Origin of the sequence: Microbispora oryzae, assembly GCF_017896165.1 — a bacterium.
Classification (GTDB): domain Bacteria; phylum Actinomycetota; class Actinomycetes; order Streptosporangiales; family Streptosporangiaceae; genus Microbispora; species Microbispora oryzae.
In genome coordinates this window covers 482,555-509,342 of record NZ_JAFCNB010000001.1, presented here as the reverse complement: position 1 = coordinate 509,342, position 26,788 = coordinate 482,555, and the positions used below count along the sequence as shown (strand labels likewise).

General features: G+C 70.9%; 24 protein-coding genes and 1 tRNA gene. 13 read left to right on the top strand and 12 right to left on the bottom strand.

Going from position 1 to position 26,788, the window contains the following annotated elements; translation table 11 throughout:
- The first annotated feature begins 43 nt into the window (after positions 1 to 43).
- A complete protein-coding gene (ppdK, locus tag JOL79_RS02310; RefSeq protein WP_210153902.1) occupies positions 44 to 2,680 on the top strand; it encodes a pyruvate, phosphate dikinase in 2,637 nt (878 codons plus the stop codon).
- Between the two features lie 76 nt (positions 2,681 to 2,756).
- Positions 2,757 to 4,070 carry a deoxyguanosinetriphosphate triphosphohydrolase gene (locus JOL79_RS02305; RefSeq protein WP_210153901.1) on the top strand — a complete coding sequence of 438 codons (1,314 nt, stop codon included), beginning with the start codon at positions 2,757 to 2,759 and terminating at the stop codon, positions 4,068 to 4,070.
- On the opposite strand, the gene JOL79_RS02300 is transcribed toward JOL79_RS02305, so the two are convergent.
- Entirely contained in the window at positions 4,057 to 4,878 is an 822-nt protein-coding gene (locus JOL79_RS02300) for a M23 family metallopeptidase (protein WP_210154183.1), read from the bottom strand. The two genes, JOL79_RS02305 and JOL79_RS02300, sit on opposite strands and share 14 nt — an antisense overlap.
- A 172-nt stretch (positions 4,879 to 5,050) precedes the next feature.
- Between JOL79_RS02300 and dnaG the strand changes: the two genes are divergently transcribed.
- The 3 genes from dnaG to JOL79_RS02285 all read left to right on the top strand — a co-directional run bounded on the left by dnaG (position 5,051) and on the right by JOL79_RS02285 (position 9,023).
- Positions 5,051 to 6,970: a DNA primase gene (gene dnaG / locus JOL79_RS02295; RefSeq protein ID WP_210153900.1), complete on the top strand. Its 1,920-nt coding sequence runs from the start codon at positions 5,051 to 5,053 to the stop codon at positions 6,968 to 6,970.
- A gap of 145 nt (positions 6,971 to 7,115) precedes the next feature.
- Entirely contained in the window at positions 7,116 to 8,255 is a 1,140-nt protein-coding gene (rpoD, locus tag JOL79_RS02290; RefSeq protein WP_210154182.1) for an RNA polymerase sigma factor RpoD, read from the top strand.
- Positions 8,256 to 8,504: 249 nt separating this feature from the next.
- Positions 8,505 to 9,023 (top strand): hypothetical protein, encoded by a 519-nt coding sequence (locus tag JOL79_RS02285; RefSeq protein ID WP_230984020.1) that lies wholly within the window; start codon positions 8,505 to 8,507, stop codon positions 9,021 to 9,023.
- 187 nt (positions 9,024 to 9,210) lie between these two features.
- On the opposite strand, the gene JOL79_RS33670 is transcribed toward JOL79_RS02285, so the two are convergent.
- On the bottom strand, positions 9,211 to 9,516 hold the full coding sequence (locus JOL79_RS33670; RefSeq protein ID WP_230984019.1) for a YtxH domain-containing protein: 306 nt from the start codon (positions 9,514 to 9,516) through the stop codon (positions 9,211 to 9,213).
- A 153-nt stretch (positions 9,517 to 9,669) separates the two neighbouring features.
- Here JOL79_RS33670 and JOL79_RS02275 point away from each other — a divergent pair.
- A tRNA-Asn gene (locus tag JOL79_RS02275) sits at positions 9,670 to 9,742 on the top strand.
- Positions 9,743 to 10,069: 327 nt separating this feature from the next.
- Positions 10,070 to 10,597, top strand: coding sequence for a hypothetical protein (locus JOL79_RS02270; protein WP_210153899.1), 528 nt, complete (start codon positions 10,070 to 10,072; stop codon positions 10,595 to 10,597).
- Positions 10,598 to 10,759: 162 nt separating this feature from the next.
- Here JOL79_RS02270 and JOL79_RS02265 read toward each other — a convergent pair whose 3' ends face one another.
- The 6 genes from JOL79_RS02265 to JOL79_RS02240 form a co-directional block, all read right to left on the bottom strand.
- Positions 10,760 to 11,254: a GNAT family N-acetyltransferase gene (locus JOL79_RS02265; RefSeq protein WP_210153898.1), complete on the bottom strand. Its 495-nt coding sequence runs from the start codon at positions 11,252 to 11,254 to the stop codon at positions 10,760 to 10,762.
- A gap of 103 nt (positions 11,255 to 11,357) precedes the next feature.
- Positions 11,358 to 12,002 (bottom strand): hypothetical protein, encoded by a 645-nt coding sequence (locus tag JOL79_RS02260; RefSeq protein ID WP_210153897.1) that lies wholly within the window; start codon positions 12,000 to 12,002, stop codon positions 11,358 to 11,360.
- An 18-nt stretch (positions 12,003 to 12,020) separates the two neighbouring features.
- The gene (gene galK, locus JOL79_RS02255) at positions 12,021 to 13,142 is read right to left on the bottom strand and encodes a galactokinase (RefSeq protein ID WP_210153896.1); all 1,122 of its coding nucleotides are present in this window, start codon (positions 13,140 to 13,142) and stop codon (positions 12,021 to 12,023) included.
- 83 nt (positions 13,143 to 13,225) lie between these two features.
- Positions 13,226 to 13,648 (bottom strand): VOC family protein, encoded by a 423-nt coding sequence (locus JOL79_RS02250; RefSeq protein ID WP_210153895.1) that lies wholly within the window; start codon positions 13,646 to 13,648, stop codon positions 13,226 to 13,228.
- Positions 13,645 to 14,556, bottom strand: a complete 912-nt coding sequence (locus tag JOL79_RS35300; protein WP_307848257.1) for a helix-turn-helix domain-containing protein — start codon at positions 14,554 to 14,556, stop codon at positions 13,645 to 13,647. The genes JOL79_RS02250 and JOL79_RS35300 overlap by 4 nt, the downstream gene beginning before the upstream one ends.
- Positions 14,557 to 14,656: 100 nt before the next feature.
- Positions 14,657 to 14,884, bottom strand: coding sequence for a PF20097 family protein (locus JOL79_RS02240; protein WP_210153894.1), 228 nt, complete (start codon positions 14,882 to 14,884; stop codon positions 14,657 to 14,659).
- Between the two features lie 240 nt (positions 14,885 to 15,124).
- Between JOL79_RS02240 and JOL79_RS02235 the strand changes: the two genes are divergently transcribed.
- Positions 15,125 to 16,333: a YbfB/YjiJ family MFS transporter gene (locus JOL79_RS02235; RefSeq protein WP_210153893.1), complete on the top strand. Its 1,209-nt coding sequence runs from the start codon at positions 15,125 to 15,127 to the stop codon at positions 16,331 to 16,333.
- A gap of 40 nt (positions 16,334 to 16,373) precedes the next feature.
- On the opposite strand, the gene JOL79_RS02230 is transcribed toward JOL79_RS02235, so the two are convergent.
- From JOL79_RS02230 to JOL79_RS02215, 4 genes are all read right to left on the bottom strand, one after another.
- Positions 16,374 to 16,853, bottom strand: coding sequence for a nitroreductase family deazaflavin-dependent oxidoreductase (locus JOL79_RS02230; protein ID WP_210153892.1), 480 nt, complete (start codon positions 16,851 to 16,853; stop codon positions 16,374 to 16,376).
- Positions 16,854 to 16,986: 133 nt separating this feature from the next.
- The gene (locus JOL79_RS02225; protein ID WP_307848256.1) at positions 16,987 to 17,526 is read right to left on the bottom strand and encodes a MarR family winged helix-turn-helix transcriptional regulator; all 540 of its coding nucleotides are present in this window, start codon (positions 17,524 to 17,526) and stop codon (positions 16,987 to 16,989) included.
- A gap of 126 nt (positions 17,527 to 17,652) precedes the next feature.
- Positions 17,653 to 18,288 (bottom strand): hemerythrin domain-containing protein, encoded by a 636-nt coding sequence (locus JOL79_RS02220; protein ID WP_210153891.1) that lies wholly within the window; start codon positions 18,286 to 18,288, stop codon positions 17,653 to 17,655.
- A gap of 147 nt (positions 18,289 to 18,435) precedes the next feature.
- A complete protein-coding gene (locus tag JOL79_RS02215; RefSeq protein ID WP_210153890.1) occupies positions 18,436 to 19,212 on the bottom strand; it encodes an AfsR/SARP family transcriptional regulator in 777 nt (258 codons plus the stop codon).
- Between the two features lie 210 nt (positions 19,213 to 19,422).
- Here JOL79_RS02215 and JOL79_RS02210 point away from each other — a divergent pair, with 210 nt between their 5' ends.
- The 5 genes from JOL79_RS02210 (at position 19,423) to JOL79_RS02185 (ending at position 26,487) form a co-directional block, all read left to right on the top strand.
- Complete coding sequence (locus tag JOL79_RS02210; protein ID WP_210153889.1) at positions 19,423 to 21,912, top strand: AfsR/SARP family transcriptional regulator; 2,490 nt, start codon at positions 19,423 to 19,425, stop codon at positions 21,910 to 21,912.
- 34 nt (positions 21,913 to 21,946) lie between these two features.
- Positions 21,947 to 22,552 carry a TetR/AcrR family transcriptional regulator gene (locus JOL79_RS02205; RefSeq protein ID WP_210153888.1) on the top strand — a complete coding sequence of 202 codons (606 nt, stop codon included), beginning with the start codon at positions 21,947 to 21,949 and terminating at the stop codon, positions 22,550 to 22,552.
- Between the two features lie 430 nt (positions 22,553 to 22,982).
- Positions 22,983 to 24,713 carry a glucuronoarabinoxylan endo-1,4-beta-xylanase XynC gene (gene xynC, locus JOL79_RS02200; RefSeq protein ID WP_307848255.1) on the top strand — a complete coding sequence of 577 codons (1,731 nt, stop codon included), beginning with the start codon at positions 22,983 to 22,985 and terminating at the stop codon, positions 24,711 to 24,713.
- A 382-nt stretch (positions 24,714 to 25,095) separates the two neighbouring features.
- A complete protein-coding gene (locus tag JOL79_RS02190; protein WP_210153887.1) occupies positions 25,096 to 25,914 on the top strand; it encodes an SDR family oxidoreductase in 819 nt (272 codons plus the stop codon).
- A gap of 183 nt (positions 25,915 to 26,097) precedes the next feature.
- Positions 26,098 to 26,487, top strand: coding sequence for a DUF7715 family protein (locus JOL79_RS02185; protein ID WP_210153886.1), 390 nt, complete (start codon positions 26,098 to 26,100; stop codon positions 26,485 to 26,487).
- Positions 26,488 to 26,788: the final 301 nt, after the last annotated feature.

Genomic DNA, 26,788 nt, shown 5'->3' with positions numbered 1-26,788 from the left:
GGCCACATTCGCGGTCTCGTGGCGGCCGGAGAAGGAGTGTCGCATGCCCAAGTACGTTTACGACTTCCCCGAGGGCAACAAGGATCTCAAGGATCTGCTCGGCGGAAAGGGCGCCAATCTGGCGGAGATGACCAACCTCGGTCTGCCCGTTCCCCCCGGCTTCACCATCACCACGGAGGCGTGCCGCCACTACCTCTCCCACGGCCGGATGCCGGACGGGCTCGATGAGGAGGTCGCCGTCCACCTGACGGACCTGGAGGTCCGGATGGGCAAGCGCCTCGGCGAGGCGGCCGATCCCCTGCTGGTCAGCGTCCGCTCGGGCGCCAGGTTCTCCATGCCGGGCATGATGGAGACGGTCCTCAACATCGGGCTGAACGACCAGTCCGTGCTCGGCCTGGCCAAGCAGGCGGGCAACGAGCGGTTCGCGTGGGACTCCTACCGCAGGCTCCTGCAGATGTTCGGCAGGACCGTCCTCGGCATCGACGGCGAGCGTTTCGAAGGCGCGCTCGACGCGCTGAAGGGCGACCGGGAGGATGTCGACCTGGACGTGGCCGACCTGGTGCGGCTCGTCGAGACGTTCAAGGGCATCGTGCGGGACGAGACGGGCCGCGAGTTCCCCGCCGACCCGCGCGAGCAGATGCGCCTCGCCGTCGCCGCCGTCTTCTCCTCCTGGAACGCCCCCCGCGCCGTCCTCTACCGGAGACAGGAGCGCATCCCGTCCGGCCTCGGCACGGCCGTGAACGTGGTGGCCATGGTGTTCGGCAACATGGGCCACGACTCGGGAACCGGCGTCGCCTTCACCCGCGACCCCGGAACCGGCCTGCCCGGCGTATACGGCGACTATCTGCAGAACGCCCAGGGCGAGGACGTCGTGGCCGGCATCCGCAACACCGTCCCGCTGCAGGACCTCGAGGCGATCGACCCGAAGTCGTACCGGGAGCTGCTCGGCATCATGGCCACCCTGGAGACCCACTACCGCGACCTGTGCGACATCGAGTTCACGATCGAGCGGGGCCGGCTCTGGATGCTCCAGACCCGGGTCGGCAAGCGCACCCCCGAGGCCGCCTTCCGCATCGCGTCCCAGCTCGTGGACGAGGGCCTGATCGACCTGGACGAGGCCGTGCGCCGGGTGAACGGCGACCAGCTCGTCCACCTGATGTTCCCCCGGTTCTCCGCCGGCCCCGGCAGGCGGCGCCTCACCACCGGAATGAACGCCTCACCCGGCGCCGCGACCGGCCGGGTCGTCTTCAGCTCCGCGCGGGCCGTCGAGCTCGCGGCCGGGGGCGAGCCCGTCATCCTGGTCCGGCGGGAGACCAACCCCGACGACCTCGCGGGCATGATCGCCGCGGTGGGCGTGCTCACCTCGCGGGGCGGCAAGACGTCGCACGCCGCCGTCGTCGCCCGCGGCATGGGCAAGACCTGCGTCTGCGGGGCCGAGGAGCTGGACGTCGACGTGCACGCCGGGCACTTCACCGCCCCGGGCGGCGTCGTCGTGAACGAGGGCGACGTCGTCTCGATCGACGGCGGCGACGGCGCGGTCTACCTCGGCGAGGTGCCGGTCGTCCCCTCGCCCGTCGCCCGCTACTTCGAGGACGGGACCGCCGGGAGCGAACTTGTCGCCGCGGTCGACCGGCTGATGCGCCACGCCGACTCGGTGCGGCGGCTGGACGTGCGGGCCAACGCCGACACCCCCGAGGACGCCGCCAGGGCCCGGCGGTTCGGCGCGCGGGGCATCGGGCTGTGCCGGACCGAGCACATGTTCCTGGGCGACCGGCGGCGCCTGGTGGAGGACCTGATCCTGGCGTCGGCGGAGGAGGAGCGCCAGGCCGCCCTCGACGCGCTCGAACCCCTGCAGACGGCCGACTTCACCGGCCTGTTCGCCGCGATGGAGGGCCTGCCGGTCACGATCAGGCTCATCGACCCGCCGCTGCACGAGTTCCTGCCCGACCTGACCGAGCTGAGCGTGAAGGTGGCGCTGGCCGGGAGCGCGGCGCCGGAACGGGACCGGCGGCTGCTCGGCGCGGTCCGGCGGCTGCACGAGCAGAACCCCATGCTCGGCCTGCGGGGCGTACGGCTCGGCCTGGCCGTCCCCGGGTTGTTCGCCATGCAGGTACGCGCCATCGCCACGGCCGCCCGGCACAGCGCCGACCCGCACGCGGAGATCATGATCCCGCTCGTCGGCGCGGTGCAGGAGCTGGAGATCGTCCGCGATGAGGCCGCGCGGATCCTGGCCGAGACGGGCGTGGACGCGCGGATCGGCACCATGATCGAGGTGCCCCGCGCGGCCCTGACCAGCGCCCAGATCGCCGAGGCCGCCGAGTTCTTCTCCTTCGGCACCAACGACCTCACCCAGATGACCTGGGGGTTCTCGCGCGACGACGTGGAGAGCGCGTTCTTCGGCAGATATCTCGACCTCGGCGTCTTCGGGGTCTCGCCGTTCGAGTCCCTCGACCGCGAGGGTGTCGGCAGGCTGATGCGGATCGCGGTGGAGGAGGGCAGGAGAACCCGGCCGGACCTGAAGCTCGGCATCTGCGGCGAGCACGGCGGCGACCCCGACTCTGTGCACTTCTGTCACGAGATCGGGCTCGACTACGTCTCGTGCTCGCCGTTCCGGGTCCCGGTCGCGCGGCTGGAGGCCGCCCGCGCCGCGCTCCTGGACAGCGATTCCGACTCGCGGTGAGGTGTCGTGAATCGTGGCGATAGGGGGTACGCTCCTTTCCCCGCTGCCGGGGGGCGGCCGGAGGATAGGGGGAGGCATGGCCCGCTACGACGAGCACGACCAGGCGCGATGGGTGCCCGAACCGCCGGGGAACCCCGAGCGCGGCGCGTTCGAGCGGGACCGTGCCCGGGTGCTGCACAGCGCGTCGCTGCGCCGGCTCGCGGCCAAGACGCAGGTGGTGACCCCGGCCGACTACTACGGCCTGCACAGTCCCCGCACGCGGCTGACCCACTCCCTCGAATGCGCCCAGATCGGCAGGGAGATGGGCAAGATCCTGGGCCGCGACCCCGACCTGGTCGAGACGGCGTGCCTCGCGCACGACGTGGGGCATCCGCCGTTCGGCCACAACGGCGAGGAGGCGCTCGACGAGCTCGCCGGGCCGTGCGGCGGCTTCCAGGGCAACGCCCAGAACCTGCGCCTGCTGACGCGGCTGGAGGTCAAGGTCATCACGGAGGACGGCCGCAGCGCCGGGCTCAACCTCACCCGGGCCGCGCTCGACTCGGTCTGCAAGTATCCCTGGGCCGCCCCATCGTGCCGGGTGCCCGGGATCCCGCGCGCCGGTGCGGGCCTGCCGTACTGCGCCTACCCCGACGACCTGGCCGTCTTCCAGTGGATCAGGGAGGGGGCGCCCGACTACGCGCTGAGCTTCGAGGCCCAGATCATGGACTGGGCCGACGACGTGGCCTATTCGGTGCACGACCTGGAGGACGCGCTCGCCTCGGGCCACCTCGCCGCCGGAGACCTGCGCGACCCGGAGGAGCGCCTGGCCGTCTGCGCCCTGGCCCGGGAGTGGTACGCCCCCGACGCCGACCCCGCCGAGCTCGCCGAGATCTTCGCCCGGCTGCTCGCCGAGCCGCTGTGGCCGGGCCGGTTCGACGCCGGGCCGGCCGACCTGGCCGCGCTCAAGCGCCTCACCAGCTCTCTCATCGGCCGGTTCTGCCGGTCCGCGCAGGACGCGACCCGGGAGGCGTACGGGAGCCGCGCCGTGCCGGGCGCCCGGGTGAGAGAGGCGGACGGCCGCCACGACGCCGACCTCGTGGTGCCGCGGACGACCCGGCTGGAGTGCGCGCTGCTCAAGGGCGTGACGGCCCGCTACGTCATGTCGCGGGAGGACCACCACGCGACCCAGGCCAGGCAGCGCGAGCTGATCGCCGAGCTGGGTCAGCTGATCATGGCGGGCGCCCCCGGAACGCTGGAGCCGGCCCTGCGCCCGGCGTTCGAGAACGCGCCGGACGACGCCGGGCGGCTGCGGGCCGTGGTCGACCAGATCGCCTCGCTCACCGACGCGTCGGCGACGGCCTGGCACCGCCGGCTCTCCTCCGGCCGGATGCGGCCGCTCAGAGCGGGATGACCACCTTCGGGTCGTCCGGCTTGGTGGTCTTCGTCGGCTTGTGCGACTGCTGCGGCGGCTGCTGCTGGTCCGGGGCGCTACTGGCCGGCTGGGACGCGCACAGCTTGACGCACTTGGGCAGCGGCCCGAGCTTCTGACGCAGTCTCAGCGCCTCCTTGCGGGGCGAGAGGGTGCGGTTGCCGTCGTCCCAGGCGTCCAGGTAGGTCCACGGCGGGACGACGCCGCGACGGATCCACCAGTACTGCGGCGGCGCGGGCCAGGACATCGCGAAGTAGAGATTGGTCGCGGTGCCCTGGGCGTTGCCCGAATTGCCCACCTTGCCGAGCTGCTGACCGGCCTTGACCTTGGCGCCCGGTGCGAGACCGGGCTCGACCGAGTCGAGGTGACCGCCCAGGTAGACCACGCCGTCCTCGCCCCTGACGCTGACGAAGCGGCCCTCGCGGTCCTGGCCCCTGTCGGTGCTCGCGCTCCACCGGTTGGCGTCGTTGACCTCGGTCACCACGCCGTCGACGGGCGACACGAACGCGCAGCCGCGGCCCGCCCAGATCGTCGTCTTGGGCAGCACCAGGAGCTTGCGCGCGTAGGACGCCTTGCAGTCCTTGACCGGGAAGACGTACGTGTACGGCGACAGTTTCGGCGGGGGCACCCGCACCGGGTCCTCCACGGGAGGGACGCCCGTGGCGGCGCCGTTCGCGCCCGCGGGGGGCGTGGGCGGCGACGTGCTCACGCCCGCCACCCCGGCGGGCGCGCCGCACGAGGCGGCAAGGCACGCGGCGCCCAGGAGGGCGGCCAGTCTCCCCGATCGCATGGTCTCCACCAGGATGACGTTACCGAACCTTTCCGTTGTATCGGGACAAACAGATTTGTAACGGCTGGCTGACGGACGGGGGCTCTCCCCCGCCGCGGATCGTTCCCCGCGGGCGCCGCCGTTGTGACGGCGACAGCTCATCCTGTCGGGGGCAGGCTCTAGACTCGCGAACGTGGCAGGGCGGAACGGTGGGCGGATCAGCGACGACGACATCGCGCTCGTGCGGGAGCGCTCTCAGATCGCCGACGTGGTCGGCGAACACATCCAGTTGCGCAACGCGGGTGGCGGCAACCTCAAGGGGCTGTGCCCCTTCCACGACGAGAAGTCCCCGTCGTTCAACGTCACTCCGGCCCGCGGCTATTACTACTGCTTCGGCTGCGCCGAGGGTGGCGACGTCATCACCTTCGTGCGCAAGATCGAGAGTCTGACCTTCACCGAGGCCGTCGAGCGGCTGGCGCAGCGGGCCGGGATCCAGCTCCGATACGAGCAGGGCGGCTATGTGCCGGGCCGCGAGCAGGGGGAGCGCGTGCGTCTCATCGAGGCGCACCGGGCGGCGGCGGAGTTCTACGCCGCCCAGCTCACCACCCCCGACGCGGCCCCCGCGCGGCGCTTCCTGTCGGAGCGCGGCTTCGAACGGACCGACGCCGAGCACTTCGGCGTCGGGTACGCCCCGGCCGGATGGGAGGCGCTGTCGCGGCATCTGATGTCGCGCGGGTTCACCTCGCAGGAGCTGATCAAGGGCGGCCTGGCCCGGGAGGGCCGCCGGGGGCCGGTCGACCGGTTCCGCGGGCGGCTCGTCTGGCCGATCCGCGACATCACCGGCGACACGATCGGCTTCGGCGCGCGCAAGCTGCTCGACTCCGACGACGGGCCGAAATACCTGAACACGCCGGAGACCCCGATCTACCACAAGAGCGCGGTGCTGTACGGCGTCGACCTGGCCAAACGGGAGATCGCCCGGCGGTCCCAGGCGGTCGTCGTCGAGGGATACACCGACGTGATGGCCTGCCACCTGGCCGGCGTGCCGACCGCGGTGGCGACCTGCGGCACCTCGTTCGGGGAGGACCACATCAAGGTCCTGCGCCGGCTGCTGCTCGACCAGGCCGAGTTCCGCGGCGAGGTGATCTTCACCTTCGACGGCGACTCCGCCGGGCAGAAGGCGGCGCTGCGGGCCTTCCAGGACGAGCAGAAGTTCGTCACCCAGACCTTCGTCGCGGTCCAGCCCGACGGCCTCGACCCGTGCGACCTGCGGATCAAGCACGGCGACGCCGCCGTCCGCGACCTCGTCGCGGGCCGTGAGCCGCTGTTCGCCTTCGCCGTCCGCAGCGTGCTGTCCCGCTACGACCTCAACACCAACGAGGGCCGGCTGGCCGCGCTCGACGCCGCGGCGCCGGTGATCGCCTCCATCAAGGATCCGGGGCTGCGCAAGACCTACGTCGTCGACCTCGACCGCTGGCTCGGCTTCCTCGACGAGGGCTTCGTCATCCAGCGGATACAGCAGGTCATCGCCCGCACCCAGCAGCGCGGCCCGGAGCAGGCGGGCCGGCCGGGGCGGCGGCCCGGCCCGGGGCGGGCCGCCGCCCCCCGCGAGCCGCTCGACCCCGCCGCGCGGCTGGAGGCCGAGGCGCTCAAGCTCGCCGTGCAGCGGCCCGCGCTGCTCGGCCCCGAGTTCGACGCGCTGCCGCCGGAGACGTTCACGCTGCCCGAGCACGTGGCGCTGCACGGCCTCGTCACGGCCGCCGGGGGGACCGCCGCCGGGGGGCCCGGCGGGCGCGACTGGGTCGACCGGCTGCTCGCCCAGGCCGCCGTGGCGGCGCCCGCGGCGGAGCCGGGAATCGATCTCTCGTCACTCGTCACGCGGTTCGCCGTGGAGCCGCCGCAGGCCGACGTGAGCGCCGAGGAACGTTACGGAGCGGCCGTGCTCGCGAAACTCCAGGAGGTCGCGGTGGGCCGTGCGGTCGCACAGCTGAAGTCGCGGTTGCAACGGTTGAATCCGGTCGACGAACAGCAGGAGTACAACCGCCTGTTCGGCGAGCTTGTCGCCCTGGAGCAGCAGAGACGTGTGTTGCGAGAACGAGCTGCCGGGGCCTGAATAACCATCCCTTTCCAGCTCCGAGTTCGATGAAACATTAATTTGGATCTCGATTCGGCATTCCTTCCGCCTTACCTTGAGTGACAAAAATAGGCCTGCCATTTTGATGTGCCCGTACCGCACACTGTGTTGCGTGGGTGCATCGGTGCTGCCAAGCAGGACGCCATCCGTCGATCAGGTGGCGGACCTCGTCGCGAAGGGAAGGGAACGCGGAAGCGTCACGGTTGACGACGTGGCCGCCGCGCTCGACCGATCCGAGCTGCCTGCCGACGCGCTTGAGCGCGTCGTGCGGATGCTCGCCGAGAACGGGGTGGAGGTCCTAGAGCCGCAGGGCGACGAGGAGCCCAGCAGGCAGGAGGAGGAGGACCTCGCGCGGAGGGCGCCGACGAGCGACCTGGTGAGGATCTACCTCCGGGAGATCGGCAGGGTGCCCCTGCTGACGGCCGAAGAGGAGGTCGAGCTCGCCAAGGCCATCGAGGCCGGCCTGTTCGCCGAGGACAAGCTCTGCGAGAGCCCCGCGATCAGGACGGCCCGCCCCGAGTTCGAAGACCTCGTCTGGGAGGGCGTCCGGGCCAAGCAGCGCCTCATCGAGGCCAACCTGCGGCTCGTCGTCTCCATCGCCAAGCGGTACGTGGGCCGCGGGATGCTGTTCCTGGACCTGATCCAGGAGGGCAACCTGGGTCTCATCCGGGCCGTGGAGAAGTTCGACTACACCAAGGGCTACAAGTTCTCCACGTACGCCACCTGGTGGATCCGGCAGGCGATCACCAGGGCCATCGCCGACCAGGCGCGGACCATCCGCATTCCGGTCCACATGGTCGAGACCATCAACAAGCTCGTCCGCGTGCAGCGGCAGCTCCACCAGGACCTCGGCAGGGAGCCCGCCCCGGAGGAGATCGCGGCGGAGATGGACCTGCCGATCGACCGGGTGGTGGAGATCCAGCGCATCGCGCAGGAGCCGGTGTCGCTCCAGTCGCCCATCGGCGAGGAGGACTCCGACCTCGGCGACTTCATCGAGGACGCCGACGCGGTCGTGCCGATCGAGGCGGCGGCGTTCATCATGCTGCAGGACCAGCTCGACGACATCCTCGCGACGCTGTCCGACCGGGAACAGCGGATCATCCAGCTCAGGTTCGGCCTGTCGGACGGCCACCCGCGCACGCTGGAGGAGGTCGGCAGGGAGTTCGGCGTGACGCGGGAGCGCATCCGGCAGATCGAGTCGAAGACGCTGGCCAAGCTGCGCCACCCCACGCGGGCGCAGATGCTCCGCGACTACCTCGACTGACCGTTCCACTCGCGCAGGGCCCCGCGAACCCGCCCGGTTCCGCGGGGCCCTGCGCCGTCTCGTACCGCCGTCTCGTACCGCCGTATCCGTACCGCCGTATCTGTACGGCCCGGGGGGCCAGGCACACGGGGCCGGGACGCGTCCTGATCGGCCCGGCGGATAGCCTGCCGGGAGAGTGTCCGGGATGCGCCGTCCGCGGCGGGTCACGCCGGGCACCACTACCGACGACGTGCTGACTGGCGGTGTCCATTGGCTGACGCGAAGCCATCCCTCTTCGGCCGCGCCGGGGGGCTGTTCGGCTCCCGGCGGCTCCCGGCCGACATCCGTGCCTCACTCTCCCTCGAAACCGGCGAGCGGGTGATCAGCCATGCCCCAGCGGCCGGCGGGGGCCACATCGTGGCCACCACCCAGGCGCTGTACCTGCCGGACGGGCTCCGGCTGCCCTGGCACCGGATGGACAAGGCCGTGTGGGACGAGGAGGGGGTGACGCTCACCATGACGGACCGCGCGGTCCACCGGGCGCTCCTGCCCGAGCCGGGCTCGCTGCCCGAGACGATCCGCGAGCGGGTGACCGCCTCGATCGTGGCGAGCCGGCACGTGCCGCTCGACGCGCGCGGAGGCGTGCGGCTGGTGGCGCGCCGGATCCCCGGGCACGAGGCGCCCCGCTGGGAGTTCGTCTTCGATCCCGGCCTCGACCCGGCCGACCCGGGCCTCCGGGCGCTCGCCGAGCAGGCCCTCGAAGAGGTACGGCGGAGCCTCGGCGTCTGACTCCCGGATTCGATCCGGACAAAATGTCATATATCCGGAGCATTGCCGTTCGAGTGGCGATTCGCGGACACTTTCCGCGATTCCGGTATATGTGGGTGATGGCAGGCTGGGCGACACGCCGAAGCGCGCCGACCACGAAAAAAAGCCTCCGGCGGCGGCCGGAGGCTCTCCCGGGCGGGACGGCCGGTCAGGTGGTCCGGTCCGCGTCGGAGCCCGGCCATCCGGTGGCGGCCCCCACAGGGTCGCCCTCCCAGGGCTCCTGGCGGCGCAGGAACGGCACTCTGTCGCCGAACCTGTCGCCCGCGATGTCCTTGGCCTTGCCCGCCACCTTCGACGCCTGGGCGCCCACAAGCCCGGCGGCCTCCTGCACGGTGGGGCTGTCGGCGACCCGCTGGGCGAAGCGCTTGATCTGTTCGTACCGCTCGCGGCCGGCCCGTGTGCCCAGGATGTAGCCGACGGCCAGTCCGCTGGCGAACACCGCCTTGTACCGCATCTTCCACCTCCGCGCTCGTGTTCCCCGCCCCCCTACCCGCAGGGCCTGCACATATCCAACAGCACTGGATGTGACAGACACCCCCCCGAGTGCGCTAATCTAGTTCCGCGCCGCAAGGAAGGCCTGAGGGCCGGAAAGCGCGGAGCAGAGCGATCCCGTGTAGCTCAATCGGCAGAGCAGCCGGCTGTTAACCGGCAGGTTATAGGTTCGAGTCCTATCGCGGGAGCCGAGAAGGCTCAGGCCCCCTTCCCATCCGGGAAGGGGGCCTGAGTCGTTCTGGGGCCACGGGGGAGGCGCTACCGGGTCTGCTCGCCGAAGGCCGTGTCCACGGCCTCGGCCCCATGGAGGTTCACGGGCCTGATCTGATGTCGGCACGCCGGGGCGCCGGACACCCGGCCCGGCCGGCGATGCGATCCGCCTGACGAGTAGTCATCCACGATTGTCGTCTAGATCGCCGTCGCCTAAGATCCTTCCCGTAATGGGCTGATGATCACGAATCAGCCTTTGCGCGTGATATCTGCCGTGCGGCCGATATCAAGACGAGGGGGACCTGATGAACGACTTAGGACGCCGGATCCGTCGTGGCGCCATGGCTCTGCTGCTGACGGCAGCCTGCGTCGTCGGGCTGGCCACGACGGTGTCGGCGCCGGCCCAGGCGGCCGACGGGTGCAGCGGCAGCCGGATCGAGCACATCCCGATGTACGACGATGTGTACGGCGATCTGAGGGCGTACCTGGACGTTTACTACGACAGCTCCACCGGCAACAACTGCGCCGTCACGGTCGCGACCGGACCGAACTCCTACGGAATCCTCAAGGGCATGTACGTCGTGCTGGTGAAGTGCTCGCAGACCACGCCCAGCAAGACCTCGTGCACGAACATCGGCTCCAAGCGCGACCCCGCGACAGCCGGCACGTATGGCCGCTACTACTACTACGCCGGCCCTGTGACGGTGTACTCGCCGAACAACTGCATCTTCGCGGAGGGCGCCGTCGAGTCGTGGTATCCCACCACCACCAACACGACGCACTCGTACGGCTCGACCAGGGTCAGCACCGGTTATCAGGCATCGCACTGCTGACAGTGGCCACCGGTTCGCGGTCTCGCCGACGCTTCGCACATCGCGTAGATCACCTAGATCGCACAGCGTAGAGCCGCCGGCGGCCCAGAGGCCTCTCACCCCGGTTCGGCGGCCATCCGGCCACCGGACCGGGGCTGTCCTTCGTCCGAACATGGGTGCGGGCTATGGACGGGCTGGGGTTCGCGACGTGCCCTCGTAGGTGAATCCGGCCTTGGCCGCGACACGCTGGGACGCCTCGTTCTCGGAAGTGGTGCGTAGCTCCACCCGACGGAGGCCCAGCGAGAAAGCCCAACGCGTGACCGCGCGAAGCGCCTCGGGTGCGATGCCCCGCCCGCGAGACCTGGGGCCCACGCCGTAGCCCACTTCGGTGATGCCGGTGTCCCAGTCGGTTCCCCGCAGGTTGATCCCGCCGACCAGTTCGCCGTCCTTGGTGAAGATCGCCAGCTGTACGCCCTTGCCGGAGCGCCGCAGTCCGTGAACGCCCTCAGCGAGCCACTCCTCGACCTCCTCGACAGCAGAGGGAGAGCCCGGCGGAAGGACGCCGGACGCATCCCCGTTCACGACGAGCGCGGCCACCTGGTCATGATCGGCTGGCTCGTGTGGCCGCACCACAAGGCGCTCGGTCTCCAGACGAACGGGAACATCGAACGTGGTCACGCGCACTCCTTGTGGGACGGCCGCGCCTTATGGCGCTTCTGGCGCGTGACCATATCCGGGGTCACACCATCGGCGGCAACGCCTTTTCCGTGCATTACGGCCGTTACCGGTGCGGTCGCCGTGGCCGTGGCAGGTCACCTATCGTGGCGGCCGTATGCGTGCCGGCGCCCGCGCACCGCCATACGGCGGCCCCCTCCACCAGCGCGGCGTGCAGGCCGAGCCGATGGTCGGGGCAGGTCGGCCACACGGTCCAGACGACATCCATGACGACGTCCTGAGCGGCGTCGGCGACCTCGGCGAGCGCGACTTCGGCGTCCCTGCCGGTGCTCGGCCAGATGGGAGGCGAGCCACAGGCGCCGCGGAATTCCACCCGGGCGCATCCATGGTCGTCCCAGTCCGGCATCGTGATCCTCAGCGCCCCCTCGATTCCGGAGGAGCGGAGGTCGCGCTCGACGGCCTCGACCGCGCTCTCCAGGGTCTCCCACAAGCCGGGCTCCAGGTCGAAGCCATGCTCGAAGTCCATCAGCTCAAGCAGGCCCCGCCCGAGGCGGTCGACGTCCGAAGGGCTCAGATCCACCGGCCGGCGCTCCAAGATCTCTCGTACGGCCGGGCCGCTCAAGCCGAGTTCCTCCATCAGGCAGGCGAGCTCGACCACGGGCTCGGCCTGGAGGCCGTTCCCGTGCAAGGCGCGGTACACCTGGGCGGCCAGGCGCCTGACCGTTCCCTCGACCTGCCCACTGGAGTCCACGTCGCGGCGGCGCGGGGGTCAGCGGATCCTGCGCGCCCCGGCCGCGGGGGTGGCGGAGTAGAACGTCGGCGGGGCCCAGCCCCGCTCCTCGTAGGCCGCCAGCACCCTGGCCCGCACGGAGTCCACCCGGTCGTCTGCGACGAGCGCGATCGCCGAGCCGCCGAAGCCGCCGCCGGTCATGCGGGCGCCGCGGGCACCCCCCTTGATCGCGGACTCGACGGCGACGTCCAGTTCGGCGCAGGAGATCTGGAACTGGTCGCGCATCGAGATGTGGGAGGCGTTCAGCACCGCGCCGATCTCCTGGACGGCCCCGGCGCGCAGCAGCCCGACCATCGCCTCGACCCGGTGGTTCTCCGTGACGATGTGCTGCGTCCGGTCCCGCTCGGGCCCGGTGAGCCGCTGGAGGGCGGCGGCGAGGTCGGTGACGTCGCGCAGAGCGGGTACGCCGAGGTGCTTGGCGGCGCTCTCGCACTCCTGACGGCGCTTGGCGTACTGGCCGTCGGCCAGCTCGTGGTGGACGCCGGTGTTGATGATCAGAATCCGCATGCCGTGTGTGGACAGGTCGAACGGGATCGGCCGGCTCGCCAGCGAGCGGCAGTCGAGGAAGAGGGCGTGGCCCTCCCTGCCCAGGGCGGAGGTCGCCTGGTCCATGATCCCGCAGGGCATGCCGACGAAGTCGTTCTCGGCCCGCTGCCCGATTCTGGCCAGCTCCATGCGCTCCAGGCCGAGGTCGTAGAGGTCGTTCAGCGCGAGCGCGACGACGATCTCCAGGGCCGCGCTCGAGGACAGGCCGGCGCCCTGCGGCACGTCGCCGTCGACGGCGACGTCCGCGCCCTTCACCGGGAGGCCGCGGTCCCGCATCGCCCACACGACGCCCACCGCGTAGCGGGCCCAGCCGCGCGCCTCGTCGAGGTCGTCCACCGCCTGGCTCTCTCCCGGCGCCTGCAGGGACATGACCCGGACCACGCCGTCCGTGCGCGGGGCGACCGCGGCGGTGGCGCCCCAGGGAACCGCGAACGGCAGCACGAAGCCGTCGTTGTAGTCCGTGTGCTCGCCCATCAGGTTGACCCTCCCGGGGGCGTGCCAGACCCCGGCGGGCTCGGTGCCGTAGGCCTCGCGGAAAGCGTCAACAACGCGCACGATCGCACACTCCTCAACAAGCGCGGGGGTCGTACGTAGGGTAGCGACTCCCGCGGCCTCCGCCGTACCCGACGGCGGGGGGGCTACGCCTCGGGCGCCGTGCGCGGCTCGCCGCGATAGGTGCCGAACGACCAGAGGTTGCCCTCCGGGTCGCGCACCGCGAACTCGCGGGAGCCGTAGCCGGTGTCCTGAAGCTCCCGGATGACCCGCGCTCCCGCCGCGGTCGCCCGCGCGTACAGCGCGTCGGGATCGCCGGTGACGGCGTAGGCGCCGAAGGAGCCGGGTGCGAGCTTCCAGCCGTCGTCCGGGTCGTCCCGGACCGAGCCCAGCATGATCCCGCCGCCGGGCGGCCACGAGAGCTGGGCGTGCTCCACCCTGTCGCCCTCGCCGTACACGGCGGTCTCCTCGAAGCCGAAGGCGTCGACGAGGAAACGGATCAGGGCGCGCGCGTCGCGGGCCCGAAGGGTCGGCCAGACCTGCGGTGATGGTGTTGTGGTGTCGGTCATATCGCTGAGTCTGCCGCCCCACCGTGGCCGGTGACTTGGACGTTTCGGAACTGACCGCCCTCCTCCGCCAGCCACCGGCTGGGGGAGCACCCGGCGAACGCGCCGAACTCGCGGGCGAGGTGGGCCTGGTCGTAGTAGCCGCAGGCGGCGGCCGCGTCGGCCAGGAGCGGCCGCGAGCCGGAGCCGGCCGCGCTCTGCAGCCTCCGCCTGACCCGGTCGAAGCGCACGACCCGCGCGGCCTCCTTGGGGGGCAGGCCGATCTCCTCGCGGAAGCGGCCGTTGAGGTGCCTGGTGCTCCAGCCGACCTCACGGGCCAGGCCGGACACCGTCACGTCTCCGCCGGACGCCAGCATCCGCCGCCACGCCCGCGCGACCTGTGCGGGCTGCTCCCGCGTGAGCCGGGCCCGCCGGGACAGGGCGGTGTCGAGGACCGCGAAGCGCTGCTCCCACCCGCGTGCCCAGAGCAGCCGTTCGCGCAGCTCGCCGGCCAGCGGGCCGAGGACGTCGGCGCCGTCCACGTCGAGCCCGGACAGCTCCCCGGCGGGCGTGCCGAGCAGCGCCCGCGCGCCGAGGGGCGTGAGAGCGAGCTGGACGCCCGACTGCCGCCCGTCGTTGGCGATCAGCGCGGGCGTCGTGTGCAGACCGCCGACGAGCGTGTCGTAGGACCCCGGCGGGATGTGTGGATCGGGATGCGCCGCGATCACCAGCGGATCGTCGAGCGTGACGATCATGGTCAGGTACGGCGAGGGCAGCCCCCGGTGGACGGTCCCGGGCGTGCCGGCCATGCGGTAGCCGGAGTACCAGGCGACCAGTGGCCGAAGCGCCGGAGCGGGCCGCCGGCGCAGGTACGCGGGCTCTCCGCGGCCCTCGGCGCCAGCCCGCGTCGTCCCGATCTCCTCGGTAGCCACCGTATGCCCCTCCCTCGGAGTCTCGCTTGTCACGAGTCTCCCCGGAAACGGCCCTCCACGAGCCGTACGGGCTCCGATGATGGCGCGGGGGAGCGCGCCGTCAGGAGTTCGACGAGACCGCGCGTCCCGGGATGACCACCGTGCCGCAGTTGTCGCAGCGCAGCGCCTCGACGCTGTGATTGAAGATGCCGGTGGTCAGGAGCTCGCCACCGAGATCTCCGAACACGGTCGTCCGCTTCTTGAACTTCACGCCGGGCGACCTTCCCACCACGACCCCCTCCTCCATATTCGTGGAGCACAGGGGACAGGACAGCGGCTCATGCCTCATGATCCGGAGCTTACGTCAGGACGCTCCAGAGATCACGTGTCGGTTTCACCGGAAATGACGGGACGCGATCCTGGCCGTCTCAACCTCGCCCGTGATCGCCGCGCGTGCGGCCGGATCCGAGGAGATCGCGGCCCGAACGACGGCCATCGTTCCGGCCGTCCGCCGGCTTGACCTCTCGTGACACCCGAGACGAGAGGAGACCACGATCATGATGGGTCAGGTACTGCGAGGGGGCCGGGCATGACCGCCGTCTCCGTCCCCGCGCGGCAGGCCGGGGCGCTCCGGCAGGCGACGATCGCGCTCGGCCTGGCCGCGGGCCCGGTCGTGGCGCTGGGATTCACCCGGTTCGCCTACGCGCTGCTGCTCCCGCCCATGCACCAGGAACTGCACTGGACCTACGCCCAGGCGGGCGGCATGAACACCGCCAACGCCCTCGGCTACATCCTCGGAGCGGCCACCGCCGCCCACTGGGCCAGGCGGCTCGGGGGCAGGGCCGCCTTCGTGGGCGGGCTGGCCGTGAGCGCCCTGGCGCTGCTCGCGACCGCGGCGACGGCGACCATGGCCGTCCTGCTGGCTCTGCGCTTCATCGGCGGCTTCACCACGGCCGTGGCGTTCGTCGTCGGATCCGCGCTGGCCGCGCGCATCGCCTCCGGGGCCGTCCAGCGCCGCTCGGCCTCGCTGGTGGCCGTCTACATGGCGGGCGTCGGCATCGGCGTGGTGATATCGGGCCTCGTGGTGCCCGCCGCGCTGGCCGGCGGCGACAGCGGGTGGCGGCTCGGCTGGCTGCTCATGGGGTCGCTGGCCGTCGTCGCGCTGCTGCCGGCCTGGCTCGGCGCCCGCGCGGTGCCCGAGGCGACCGGCGCGCACGCGGCCCTGCTGGCCGGCGGTCAGGCGCGCCGCCTGCTGCCGACGTTCATCTGGTACGTGCTGTACGGCGCGGGCTACGTCAGTTACATGACGTTCGTCATCGCGCTGCTCAAGTCCCAGGGGCTGGGCTCGTCCACGACCGCGCTGTTCTTCGTCGTGCTCGGTGTCGCCTCGGTCGCCGCCACGCTCGCCGTGTGGGCGCACGTCGCGGGAGCCCTGCGCGGCGGCCGGGCGCCCGCGCTGGTGGCGGCCCTGGTGTTCCTCGGGGTGCTGCCGGTGCTGCTCATGCCGGCGGGCGTGCCCGCCGCCCTGGTGTCAGCGGTGATCTTCGGGGCGAGTTTCATGGCCGGGCCGACGGCCGCCACGGTGATCGCCAGGCGCATGCTTCCCGCGTCGGGGTGGACGGCGGGCATCGCCCTGCTGACCGTCGCGTTCTCCGTCGGCCAGGCCGTCGGGCCGCTGCTGTCGGGCCTGCTTTCCGATGGGGACGGCGGCATCGCCCGCGGCCTGTGGCTGTCGGCCGTGCTGCTCGTCCTGGCCGCCGTCGCCGCGCTGTTCCAGCGAGAACACGCGGCTTCATAGGTGGCGGCCGACCGGGCGCGGACGGTCTCCGGTCTCGTGTTCAGCCTCTTGGGGCGAGCCGTACGAAGGGAAGCTCGCGGCCGACCGCCCGGTAGTCGGCCTCCGAGCCGTCCACCCTGAAGCCCATGAACCGCACGAGCCTGATCGCCACTTTGGGATGGCGGGGGGCGTAGCGGGCCATGAACTCCCCGCCCTCCTCCGCCGTGAGCGGCTTGGCGGTGACGGGAATCGTGCGCGTGCCGACCTCGACCGTCACCTCCGGCGTCGCCCGGAGGTTGCGGTACCAGTCGGCGTCCGGCCCGAATCCGGAGCAGACGACATAGCCGCCGTCCGTGCGGTCGTGCTCGACGACCTCCACGACGACCTGCCGCACCTTCCCGCTCACCCGGCCGATGTGGTTGAGCAGCAGGAACCGCCCGCCGAGCAGCCAGCCGAGCCGGGCCCGGTAGAGGCCGATGGGCAGCCGGAACAGCGCCCGCCGAAGTCCGGTGGGGGGTTCTGGGCGTCCGATGAACTCCATTGCGGTGCCTTCCTCCGGCGGAGGTGCGGGCGCGGGCTCACCCCGTCTCGCCGCCGCGCCCAACGGTTGTTCTTTGCATTATGCAATGATTTGCCGCGGGCGGGGTGATCGCGGGCGACGGCCCGCTCCGTACTCAGGCGGGGGGAGGGTCCGGCCAGCCCAGCGGAAAGGAGATGCGCGGCGCGGGCTCGCCGGCGGCGTCGTTGAACTCGCGCATCGCGGCCAGCACGGCCCGGCGCCGGGAGGCCGGCATGCGGGCGAGGATGGCGGAGATCTCCGCCTGGCGGCGGGCGGTGACCTCGTCGACGATGCGCCGCCCGCTGTCGGTCAGGCGCAGCAGCGTCTCGCGGCGGTTGTTCAGGTTGACCTCCCGGCTCACGAGCCCGGCCGCGACGAGACGGTCGGCCATGCGCATGGCCGTGGAGGGGTTGACGCCGAGCCGCTGGGCCAGCGTGACGAGCTTCGTCTCACCCTGCCCGACGACCAGCAACATCCGGAACTGGGGCAGCGTGACCTTGTCCTCCGCGGCGAGAAGAGAACGAGCGGAGATCGCGACGAGTACGCGGGACACCGCCAGCACGGCGGAGGTGAGCGCTTCGAGGTCGTCACCCGTCGGCTCGACGTCCGGATTTTTCACGACCGGGGCCGTTTCCATGCCCTTGCCCTTGACCACTCCATCACGTTATTGCACCGGTGCGGGCTCCGGTGGACACCGGCGGAGGGCGGCCGGAGGCCCGGGGAGCGCGGCGAACCCCCGAAAGCGCCGCGATCCCCGGGCCCGTATGCGGCAGGCCCTCTGTCAGCCCTCCTTCGTGCCGGACAGGACGGCGAGGGCGGCGTGCGCCTGCTCGCGCATCGCCGGCACGAAGCGCTGCGCCGGCTCCGGCAACCCCGCCAAAGCGATCGCGACCTCCTCCGGCGTACCGGATTGGTCGAGGAAGCCGACGATCAGGTGCGCCCCCTCCATCGGCGAGGTCGCGACGACCTCGCGGGAGAACGCCGTCCACTCGCCGGGAGAGACGTGCTCGCGCAACGCCGGAAACAGCAGCGGCTCCTCGTGCTCGAGATGACGGTGAACCAGTGACCGGACCACCTCGGCCGCCCGCGCGAGCCCGTCACGGTCACCGTCCGCGTGGATCGGCGCGGCTCCCAGGGCGTCGAGCGCGGCGTCGAGCTCGTCGTGTTCCTCGCTGAGCTCGGCGAACCGTCCCGCCACGTCCGGCGCCACCGACGCGATCATCGGCCACAGCTTGTGGTCCTCGGTCTCGTGGTGGTGCCGCAGGTGCGCGACCAGGAAATCGCGCAGCTCGGCCAGGGCCGGCAAAGCGACGGAGGTCCGGGTCGCGGCCTCGGACAGCAGCGTCGTGGCGCGCCGGTGGGACTCGTGGATGAGGCGCGTCTCGACGACGGCGACGGCCTCGGAGTTGCTCGACATGGCAGCGAGCGTAGGGACAGCATGGAACGGAAGTGTCGACGAACGGTTGGCGTCCGGGACGGGCGTCTATATCGGAGCTATACGTCCGCTGGATCGGCGGCCCGGAGGGAGGCACGGCGGCTCGTCCGGCGGGAGATCGCGGCCCGCTCACACCAGGGAGGCGCCGGCCGGCGTCCCGATCCGGGCGCGCGTCCGCCGTAGACCGGGACCGGGCCCCAGGCCCAGATCGTCGTCCAGCAGCCGGGCGATCCGGTTATAGGCCGACAACGCCTCATCCCGGCGGCCGTCGCGGTGGAGGGCCAGCATCAGCAGCTCCCACAACCGCTCGCGGTACGGCTCCGCCGCCGTCGCCCGCGTCAGCTCGGCGATCGCCTCGCCGCAGGCGCCCTGTTCGATGTCGAGGGCCCAGCGCTCCTCCACGGCCGACGCGCGGAGCTGTTCGAGCCAGGCGCGCCGGCCCTCGAAGAAGGGGCCGTTCAGCCCGTCGAGCGCCGGACCGCGCCACAACGTCAGCGCGTCGCGCAGCAGCCGGGAGGCCTCCGTGACGTCTCCCCGTTCGCGGGCGCTCTGCGCGGCGGCGGTCGTGCGGCGGAACACCGCCACGTCGATCGCGCCGGGGCCGGTGACCAGCCGGTAGCCGCGGCCCGCCGAGCCGATCTCCGCCTCGGTGCCCGGCCCGGCGGCGTCGCCGCAGGTCAGAGCCTGGCGAAGCCGGGAGATGTAGGCACGGGTCGTCGCGACGGCGCCGCGCGGCGCCTCGGCGCCCCACACGGCGCTCACGATCTCGTCGAGCGCGACCTGACGTCCCTCGCTCAGAAGCAGCAGGGCGAGCACCGCGCGCTGCTGCGGCGGCCCCACGTCCAGATCCTCCCCGTCCCGCCAGGCCATGATCGGGCCGAGCAGCCCGAAGCTCACCCCCGCCATCGCGGTTTCCGCCCCCTCGCGTCGCACGACCCGGCACCGGCGGTCCCCAGCCGTGCCCGGTCACCGCGCATCAGCCTACTGACCTCGGGGTTGGACAGATCTTCCGGCCGTGCGCCCCCTCGCGGGCGGCGTACACGCACAGCGTCACATGACGCTCGCGGTGGCGGGCCGGGCGAACCCGCCGCGCCCGCCGCGTCTATCGTGCGTACGGTGCCCACCGCGTCTGACCCGGCCTCGGCCCCATCCAGATTCACCGTTCTCGGACCGCCCGGCCTCGAATGCGGCGGCGCCCGGGTGGATCTGGGCACGCCGCAACAGCAGGCCGTCCTGACGCTGCTGCTGGCCAACGCCGGCAGCGTCGTGCAGCTGGGCGAACTGGTCGACGGCCTGTGGGGCGAACGGGCGCCGGCCACGGGTGAGGCCGTCATCCGTACATACGTCTCCCGTATCCGGCGGCTGCTGTCCGAGCACGGACATGACTCGGCGATCAGCTCCCACTCCGGGGGCTACATGCTCGACCTGTCGCGGTTCGCCCTGGACGCCACCGAGTTCGCCGACCTGGTGGAAACCGCACGGGAAGCACGCGCGGACGGGGACATCCCGGCCGCCGCGCACCATCTGGAACACGCGCTCGGGCTCTGGACGGGCACCGCGCTTGCCGGTGTGCCGGGCGAGGCCGCCGAATGTGAGCGGCTCCGGCTGGAACGGCTGAGGCTCGCCGCCACGCAGGAGTCACTGCGGCTGCGCCTGGAGCTGGGGCGGCACGCCGAGGTGGTGGCCGAGGTCCCGCTGCTCATCGAGCGGAACCGGCTCGAAGAGCCGTTGTACGAGATCTACCTGCTCGCCCTCTACCGCGGCGGCAGGCGGGCGGAGGCCATCGAGGTCTACCGGATGGTCTACGACCTGCTGAGTGAGGAGCTGGGCGTCAGCCCGGGGCCACGGCTGCGGGCGATCCACGAGCGGATTCTCCGCGCCGACGCGGACCACGACGAGGAGTTCGCCCCCGCCGTGGCCCCCGTGGAAGAGAGACGCGTGGAGCCCACTCGGCCACTCGATCCGCGCCACGATCGGCGGCTCGATCGGCGGTTCGCCGGAAGAGGCGCCGAGCTGGCCGCCTTCCGGGACATGCTGGAGGAGAGCCGCGGCGACGGCCCGGGGGTCCTCTTCGTCCGCGGACCCGCGGGCATCGGCAAGTCGGCACTCCTGCGCGAGTTCGCCCACGACGCCACCGACGCGGGCAGGCAGGTGTGGCACCTCCAGGGCCCGGCCACGGACCCGCGCGAACGCCTCGAAGGATACGCGGCCGAGTTTTCCGGGGTTCCCGGGCCGGTTCTGCTCATCGACGCCTGCGAAGAGCTGGGCGGCCTGGAGCCGTGGCTGCGTGACGACTATCTCCGGCGGTTGCCCGGGGACGCGGTCATCGTGCTGGCGGGCCGGAACGGGCCCAGCGCCGCCTGGCTGACCGATCCGCGCTGGGCCGGAACGCTTGTCGTCCGGCATCTCGAGACCCTCAGCGCCGCGGAGTCCGCCGCGCTGCTCGAATCCCGCGGCGTCGATCCCAGCCTCCGGGCGTCCATCGCCGGCTTCGCCGCCGGCAACCCGTTCGCCCTGTCGCTCGCCGCCGAGGTCGGCAGGAACATGTCGGTCACCGGACAGCCGTCCCGGCGTGAGGCCGCACGCTACGTGGTCGACAACGTGCTCGCGCTGCTGGCCGGTCAGGCGCCGACGTCCGCCCACCGGCAGGCGCTGTACGTGTGCGCGCACGCCCGCGACACCACCGAGGACCTGCTGCGGGCCGCGGTGCCAGGTGGCCGGGCGGAGGAGCTGTTCGACTGGCTCGGCCGGCAGCCCGGCGTCGAGACGGCCGCCCACGGTCTGACCGTCAACGGCGTGCTGAGAGAGGCCCTCGACCAGCACCTGCGGTGGCGGGATCCGCTCGGCTACGAGCGGATGCACCGGCGGATTCGCCGCTACGTCATGGGGGAGCTCCTGCGCGACGCCCGCGAACCACACGCGAGCGTGGCCGTCATGCGGACGATCAGCCACCTGCGCCGCCGGGGCGCAGTCCTGTCCCGGTACGTGTCGAAGGTGGGGGAGGAGGACCTGCGGATGTCGGCGGCGACTCCCGCCGACCACGACGAGCTCGTCGCCATGGCACGTGAGACGCACGGCGAGTTCACGGCCGGGTCCGTCCGGTTCTGGCTACAGCGCAGGCCCGAGACGTTCGAGGTGCTCCGGTGCCGCCGGACCGGGCGCCTGCGCGCGTTCATGAGCTGGCTGACCCTGCGCAGGCCGGAGCGGGACGAGCTGGAGGCCGATCCCGTCGTCGCGGATGTCTGGCACGACGTCGGCCGCCGGACGGCGATGCCGCCCGGCGCGCACATCGCGATCGCCCGGCACCTGATCTGTCCCGCCTACGAGGCCAAGCCGTCTCCCATCACGGACCTGTTCCAGGCCCGGATGACCCGCGGCTGGCTGCACGAACCGGGGCTGGCCGCCTCCTACCTCGTCGTCGCCAACGGGCCGTTCTGGCGGCCACTGATGGACTACCTGGGCCAGCACGAGCTGGAGTGCGTCCGCGCCGACCACCCTTTCGCCGTATTCGGCCACGACTGGCTGGCCGACCCGCCGGAGCGATGGCGAGATCGCCATCTGGACGAGGAACTGTGGGCAGAACGTCACGGAAATCTGTTCCGTTAGCCTGGACCGCAGAGTCCAGATTGGGGGGACGGCCATGCGCTCGCTGACCCGCAAGGGAGCCGCGACCAGGCAGCGCATCCTCGAGGGCGCGGCCGAGCACATCCGCGAACACGGCGTCGCCGGCACGACCCTCGACGACGTGCTCGCCGTCACGGCGGCGAGCAAGAGCCAGCTGTTCCACTACTTCCCCGGCGGGCGCGAGGAACTGCTTTTGGCCGTGGCGCGCTACGAGGCCGGCCGAGTCCTGGAGGACCAGCGGCCCCAGCTCGACGAGCTCACCTCCTGGCCCGCCTGGCAGTCGTGGCGCGACAAGGTCGTCGACCGTTACCGGCAGCAGGGCCGGCTGTGCCCGCTCAACTCCGTCACGTCGCATCTGGGCGACAGCTCACCCGGCGCGCGGGCCGTGGTCACCGAACTGATGCACCGCTGGCAGGGTGAGATCGCCGCCGGGGTGCGGCACATGCAGGACACCGGTGAGATCGACCCCGCCCTGGACGCCGATCACGCCGCGGCCGCGCTGCTCGCGGGCATCCAGGGGGGCGTCCTCATCCAGATGTCCACGGGCGAGACCGCCCACCTGGAGGCCGCCCTGGACATGGGCATCGCCTACCTGCGCGGGGGCAGGGCGCCGTCGCCGTGAGTCAGGCGGCACCGGTGGCGGGTGCCGCCGCCGCGTGAGCGTCCCGGGCGCCGGCACGGATTCACGAGGTCGTCGATGGCGGAACCTCTGTGGGGCCGCAGGTCCCTGACCTGAAATGTTCACCGTTCGGCGGGGCATTCGCACAGCTCACCTGCACGCGGGCCGCCTCCTGCTTGCCCCCTGCCCTGAGCCGAACGACACTCCGCTGAAGTGTCACCCTCCGCGACCACCTGACGGTCCGTATCCCGTCGCACTCGCGTGCCGATCCATGCGAGGCATCGTCGCCGGCGATCGCGGAGTCGATCGAACCCAAAAATGTTATCGCTAACAGGACCACAGTACATCCCACTAGCGACCCCGAAGGCGGGCGCCGGTCGGCAGGCGGGACCGAGCAGGCGCGGATAGGCACCAACAGTCAAGAGGAGCAGACATGACGCAAGGTCAGAATGACCCCGTGAAGGGCGAGCGGAGGCTGCTGAGCCGCCGGTCCGTCCTGACGACGATGGGGAGCCTGCCGGTCCTCACGGCGGCGGCGTCGGTCCTGGGGATCTCGGAGGCGGCGGCCGCGACAGTGGTCATCGATCCGTCGGCGTCGCGGCAGACGATCCGGGGCTTCGGCGGCATGACCCACGCGGCCTGGGCCGGCGACCTCACGGCCGCCCAGCGGGAAACGGCGTTCGGCACCGGCGAGGGCAAGCTTGGGTTCTCCATTCTGCGAATCCCCGTCAACGAGAACCAGTCGGACTGGAGCCGTGACCTGGCGACGGCGAAACGGGCCGCCGAGCTGGGGGTGACCGTCTTCGCGTCGCCGTGGAACCCTCCCGCGAGCATGACCGAGACCTTCACCCGCGGCAGTCAGACCAATGCGAAGCGCCTCAAGTACAGCTCGTACGCCGCGTACGCGCAGCACCTCAACGACTTCAACACGTACATGCGCAACAACGGCGTCAACCTGTACGCCATATCGGTGCAGAACGAGCCCGACTACGCCTCCACCTGGACCTGGTGGACCGCCACCGAGATTGTGAACTTCCTGAAGCAGAACGCCGGGTCCATCAACACCAAGGTCATGGCGCCCGAGTCCTTCCAGTACGTGAAGAGCATGTCGGACCCGATCCTCAACGACTCCGCGGCGCTCGCCAACGTGGACATCATCGGGGCGCACCTCTACGGCACGCCGTACTCGAACTTCCCGTACCCCCTCTTCAAGCAGAAGGGCGCGGGCAAGGACCTCTGGATGACAGAGGTGTACTACCCCAACAGCACCGACTCGGCGGACACCTGGCCCCAGGCGCTCGACGTGGGCGAACACATGCACCGCGCCATGGTGGAGGCTGAGTTCCAGGCGTACGTCTGGTGGTACATCCGGCGCAGCTACGGCCCCATGCGGGAGGACGGCCAGATCAGCAAGCGCGGCGCCATCATGGCGCAGTTCGCCAGGTTCGTCCGTCCCGGATATGTGCGGGTCGACGCGCCGGCGAACCCGGCGTCGAACGTCTACGTCTCGGCGTACCGGGGCAGCGGTTCCACTGTCGTCGTCGTGGCGATCAACAAGGGAACCTCCGCGGTCAGCCAGCAGTTCACCGTGGCGAACAGCACCGTGGCCAGTGTCTCGTCCTGGGTGACCGACGCGAACAGGAACGTCGCGCCCCAGGGATCGACCAGCGTGTCGAACGGCTCGTTCACCGCCACGCTTCCCGCTCGAAGCATGACGACCTTCGTGACCAGCGTGAGCGGCGGCCCCTCGCCCAGCCCGTCGGTCATCGTCTCACCCTCGGCGTCACCCTCGGCTTCGCCTTCCCAGTCGCCCTCGCCGTCCCCGTCGCCCAGTGGCGGCACAGCAGGAGGATGCCGGGTCGCCTACACGATGAACTCCTGGAACAGCGGCTTCACCGCCAGCATCAGCATCACCAACACCGGGAACTCGACGATCAACGGCTGGACGCTGGTCTTCACCCTGCCCTCGGGCCAGTCCATCACCTCGGGCTGGAACGCCACCTTCTCGCCCTCCAGCGGCCAGGTGAGCGCCACCAACGTCAGCTACAACGGCACGCTCGCCCCCGGGGCCACCGTCGACATCGGCTTCCAGGCCAACCACACCGGCAACACCGCGGAGCCGACCTCCTTCACCCTCAACGGCGTTCCCTGCACGGTGGTCTGACCGGCAGGTGAGACATCCCCCTGAGCCCGACCGGCGAAGGGGACAGGCGCGGCCCCTCCCATGAGTGAGGGGCCGCACCGGCTTGGTCAGGCCGTCGGAACGTCACCCGCGAGCACGAGAGCCAGTACAGGACCAGCACGACCCAGGTGGCGAACATCATGAACACGATCTCGTAATACCAGGTGGTGGTGCTGGTTCCATAGAAACTGATCAGCCTTGCCACGACGACGACCATGAATTACAACACCGAGAGCGGCCGTGCCCTCCACTGGACTGTATTCACGGGGAAAGAATCTAGTGGCGTCGAATAGAACGCGGAAGCGTGGTCTGCGGTGGTGGGAACCCAAGGTCCTGGGCTGATCGACCCGCTACGGTCACAGCCATGAGAATCCTCATTGTGGGCGGCAGCGGATTTCTCGGCAGGGAACTCGTGCGGCAGTGCGCGACGGAGGGCCACGTCGTGGCCGCGACCTATCTGACTCGGCCGGGAACGGCCGCGGGAGTCACCTGGCTGCCGCTCGATGTTCGTGACCGTGGGGCCGTGGCCGGCCTGATCGGCGCGTTCGGCTCCGACGTCGTCATCAACGCGGCCTTCCGGCAACCGGACTGGGCGACGACGGCTGTGGGTGCCGCTCATGTGGCGATCGCGACCTCAGCGAACGACACACGCTTGGTACATGTCTCCAGCGATGCCGTCTTTTCTGGTGAGGCGATTACCTATACCGAGGACTGCGTTCCCGATCCGGTCACTCCGTATGGGGCGGCGAAGGCGGCCGCTGAGACGGCGGTGCGGGTGACCAATCCCGCGGCGGTGATCGTACGGACTTCTCTGATTATCGGGGACGGCGACTCCTCACATGAAGCCCTGGTGCGTTCGCTGGCCGTGGGCGGAATGCGCGGGATCCTTTTCACTGACGATGTGCGCTGCCCCGTGCATGTCCGCGATCTGGCGGCGGCAATCGTGGAGCTCGCTTGCTCTGATCGCGCGGGGATCCATCACGTGGCCGGGGCGGATGCGGTAAGCCGATATGAGCTTGGATGTCTTATCGCGCGGCGTGATGGTCTCGACTCGGCCCGGCTGCCGTTTGGCCGGCGCGCCGACGCCGGTCTGCGCGGGCCGATGGATGTGCGGTTGGACTGCGGCCGGACTCAGCCGCATCTTGCGACCAGGCTGCGGGGTGCACGGGAGTTCGTGAGGTGACTCTTGACATCGGCGCGTCACGCGTCCCGGCATTTGCCGCAGATCCCGGCCAATTTTTCCATTGCTCCCATAGCGGACAGTGAATGTCACGGACTGTGTTGTTGTCGGTGCGGACTGCTATCTCTGGATCCGGAGGCGGCGACTGCCGCCGTGACCCCCCGACAATCAAGGGAGCAACGCACCGTGAAACTGCTCACTGCCACCGCGGCGACGCAAGGTCACCGCAAGAACGACTTCAACCACTGCGTCGAGGGCGAACTCGTCCACTTCGGCATCGTTTGCACTAAGGACAGCGAGGATCCGGACGGCAGGTGCGGGTGTGGCCGCGCCTTCGCCGGGCTGAACTCCCACCGCGCCACCACTACCGCGATCGTCCGCGAGATCAAGGACTTCACTCGGGACGACTACGTCGAAGCCATCCGCTCCAGCCTCGATCAACAGGGATACAACCCGTCCGCCGCCGAGGAAGAGGCCAGCGAGTTGCTCCGGCTCGTCCAAGACTGGCCCGTGGGCGTGGTGGTCGAGCGACGGCTCGAGAGGATCAACGTTCGGGGATTGCTCCATCTCCATTGAGCTCTGTGCCGGTGGATTCGCGAGCGCGCAGGGTCTCGGGTCACCCCGGGACCCTCCGGCCTTCGCGAGGTGGGTGTCATCCAGAAGGGAAAGCGGACCCGGCGGCCCGTTCTGCTCGGCCCGGGTCGATGGCGAGCGGGGTGGTCAGTGTCCTGACCAAGCCATTGATATGTCGCCGCTCATCGGCTGCATGGTTGCCTGTCTCATGGATCAAGTCTGGTGCGAGTAGCGAGCTGTTGAAGTGGCAGCCATGAACATACTCCGGGGCTTCATTCGTAGTTCTCCCGGGGAATTGATGCCG

Bases quoted from the DNA above. Each gene is read 5' to 3' on its own strand.
- ppdK (WP_210153902.1), top strand. From the start codon at position 44: ATGCCCAAGTACGTTTACGACTTCCCCGAGGGCAACAAGGATCTCAAG.
- JOL79_RS02305 (WP_210153901.1), top strand. From the start codon at position 2,757: ATGGCCCGCTACGACGAGCACGACCAGGCGCGATGGGTGCCCGAACCG.
- JOL79_RS02300 (WP_210154183.1), bottom strand. From the start codon at position 4,878: ATGCGATCGGGGAGACTGGCCGCCCTCCTGGGCGCCGCGTGCCTTGCC.
- JOL79_RS33670 (WP_230984019.1), bottom strand. From the start codon at position 9,516: ATGCGGTACAAGGCGGTGTTCGCCAGCGGACTGGCCGTCGGCTACATC.
- JOL79_RS02270 (WP_210153899.1), top strand. From the start codon at position 10,070: ATGAACGACTTAGGACGCCGGATCCGTCGTGGCGCCATGGCTCTGCTG.
- JOL79_RS02250 (WP_210153895.1), bottom strand. From the start codon at position 13,648: ATGACCGACACCACAACACCATCACCGCAGGTCTGGCCGACCCTTCGG.
- JOL79_RS02240 (WP_210153894.1), bottom strand. From the start codon at position 14,884: ATGAGGCATGAGCCGCTGTCCTGTCCCCTGTGCTCCACGAATATGGAG.
- JOL79_RS02235 (WP_210153893.1), top strand. From the start codon at position 15,125: ATGACCGCCGTCTCCGTCCCCGCGCGGCAGGCCGGGGCGCTCCGGCAG.
- JOL79_RS02230 (WP_210153892.1), bottom strand. From the start codon at position 16,853: ATGGAGTTCATCGGACGCCCAGAACCCCCCACCGGACTTCGGCGGGCG.
- JOL79_RS02220 (WP_210153891.1), bottom strand. From the start codon at position 18,288: ATGTCGAGCAACTCCGAGGCCGTCGCCGTCGTCGAGACGCGCCTCATC.
- JOL79_RS02215 (WP_210153890.1), bottom strand. From the start codon at position 19,212: ATGGCGGGGGTGAGCTTCGGGCTGCTCGGCCCGATCATGGCCTGGCGG.
- JOL79_RS02205 (WP_210153888.1), top strand. From the start codon at position 21,947: ATGCGCTCGCTGACCCGCAAGGGAGCCGCGACCAGGCAGCGCATCCTC.
- xynC (WP_307848255.1), top strand. From the start codon at position 22,983: ATGACGCAAGGTCAGAATGACCCCGTGAAGGGCGAGCGGAGGCTGCTG.
- JOL79_RS02190 (WP_210153887.1), top strand. From the start codon at position 25,096: ATGAGAATCCTCATTGTGGGCGGCAGCGGATTTCTCGGCAGGGAACTC.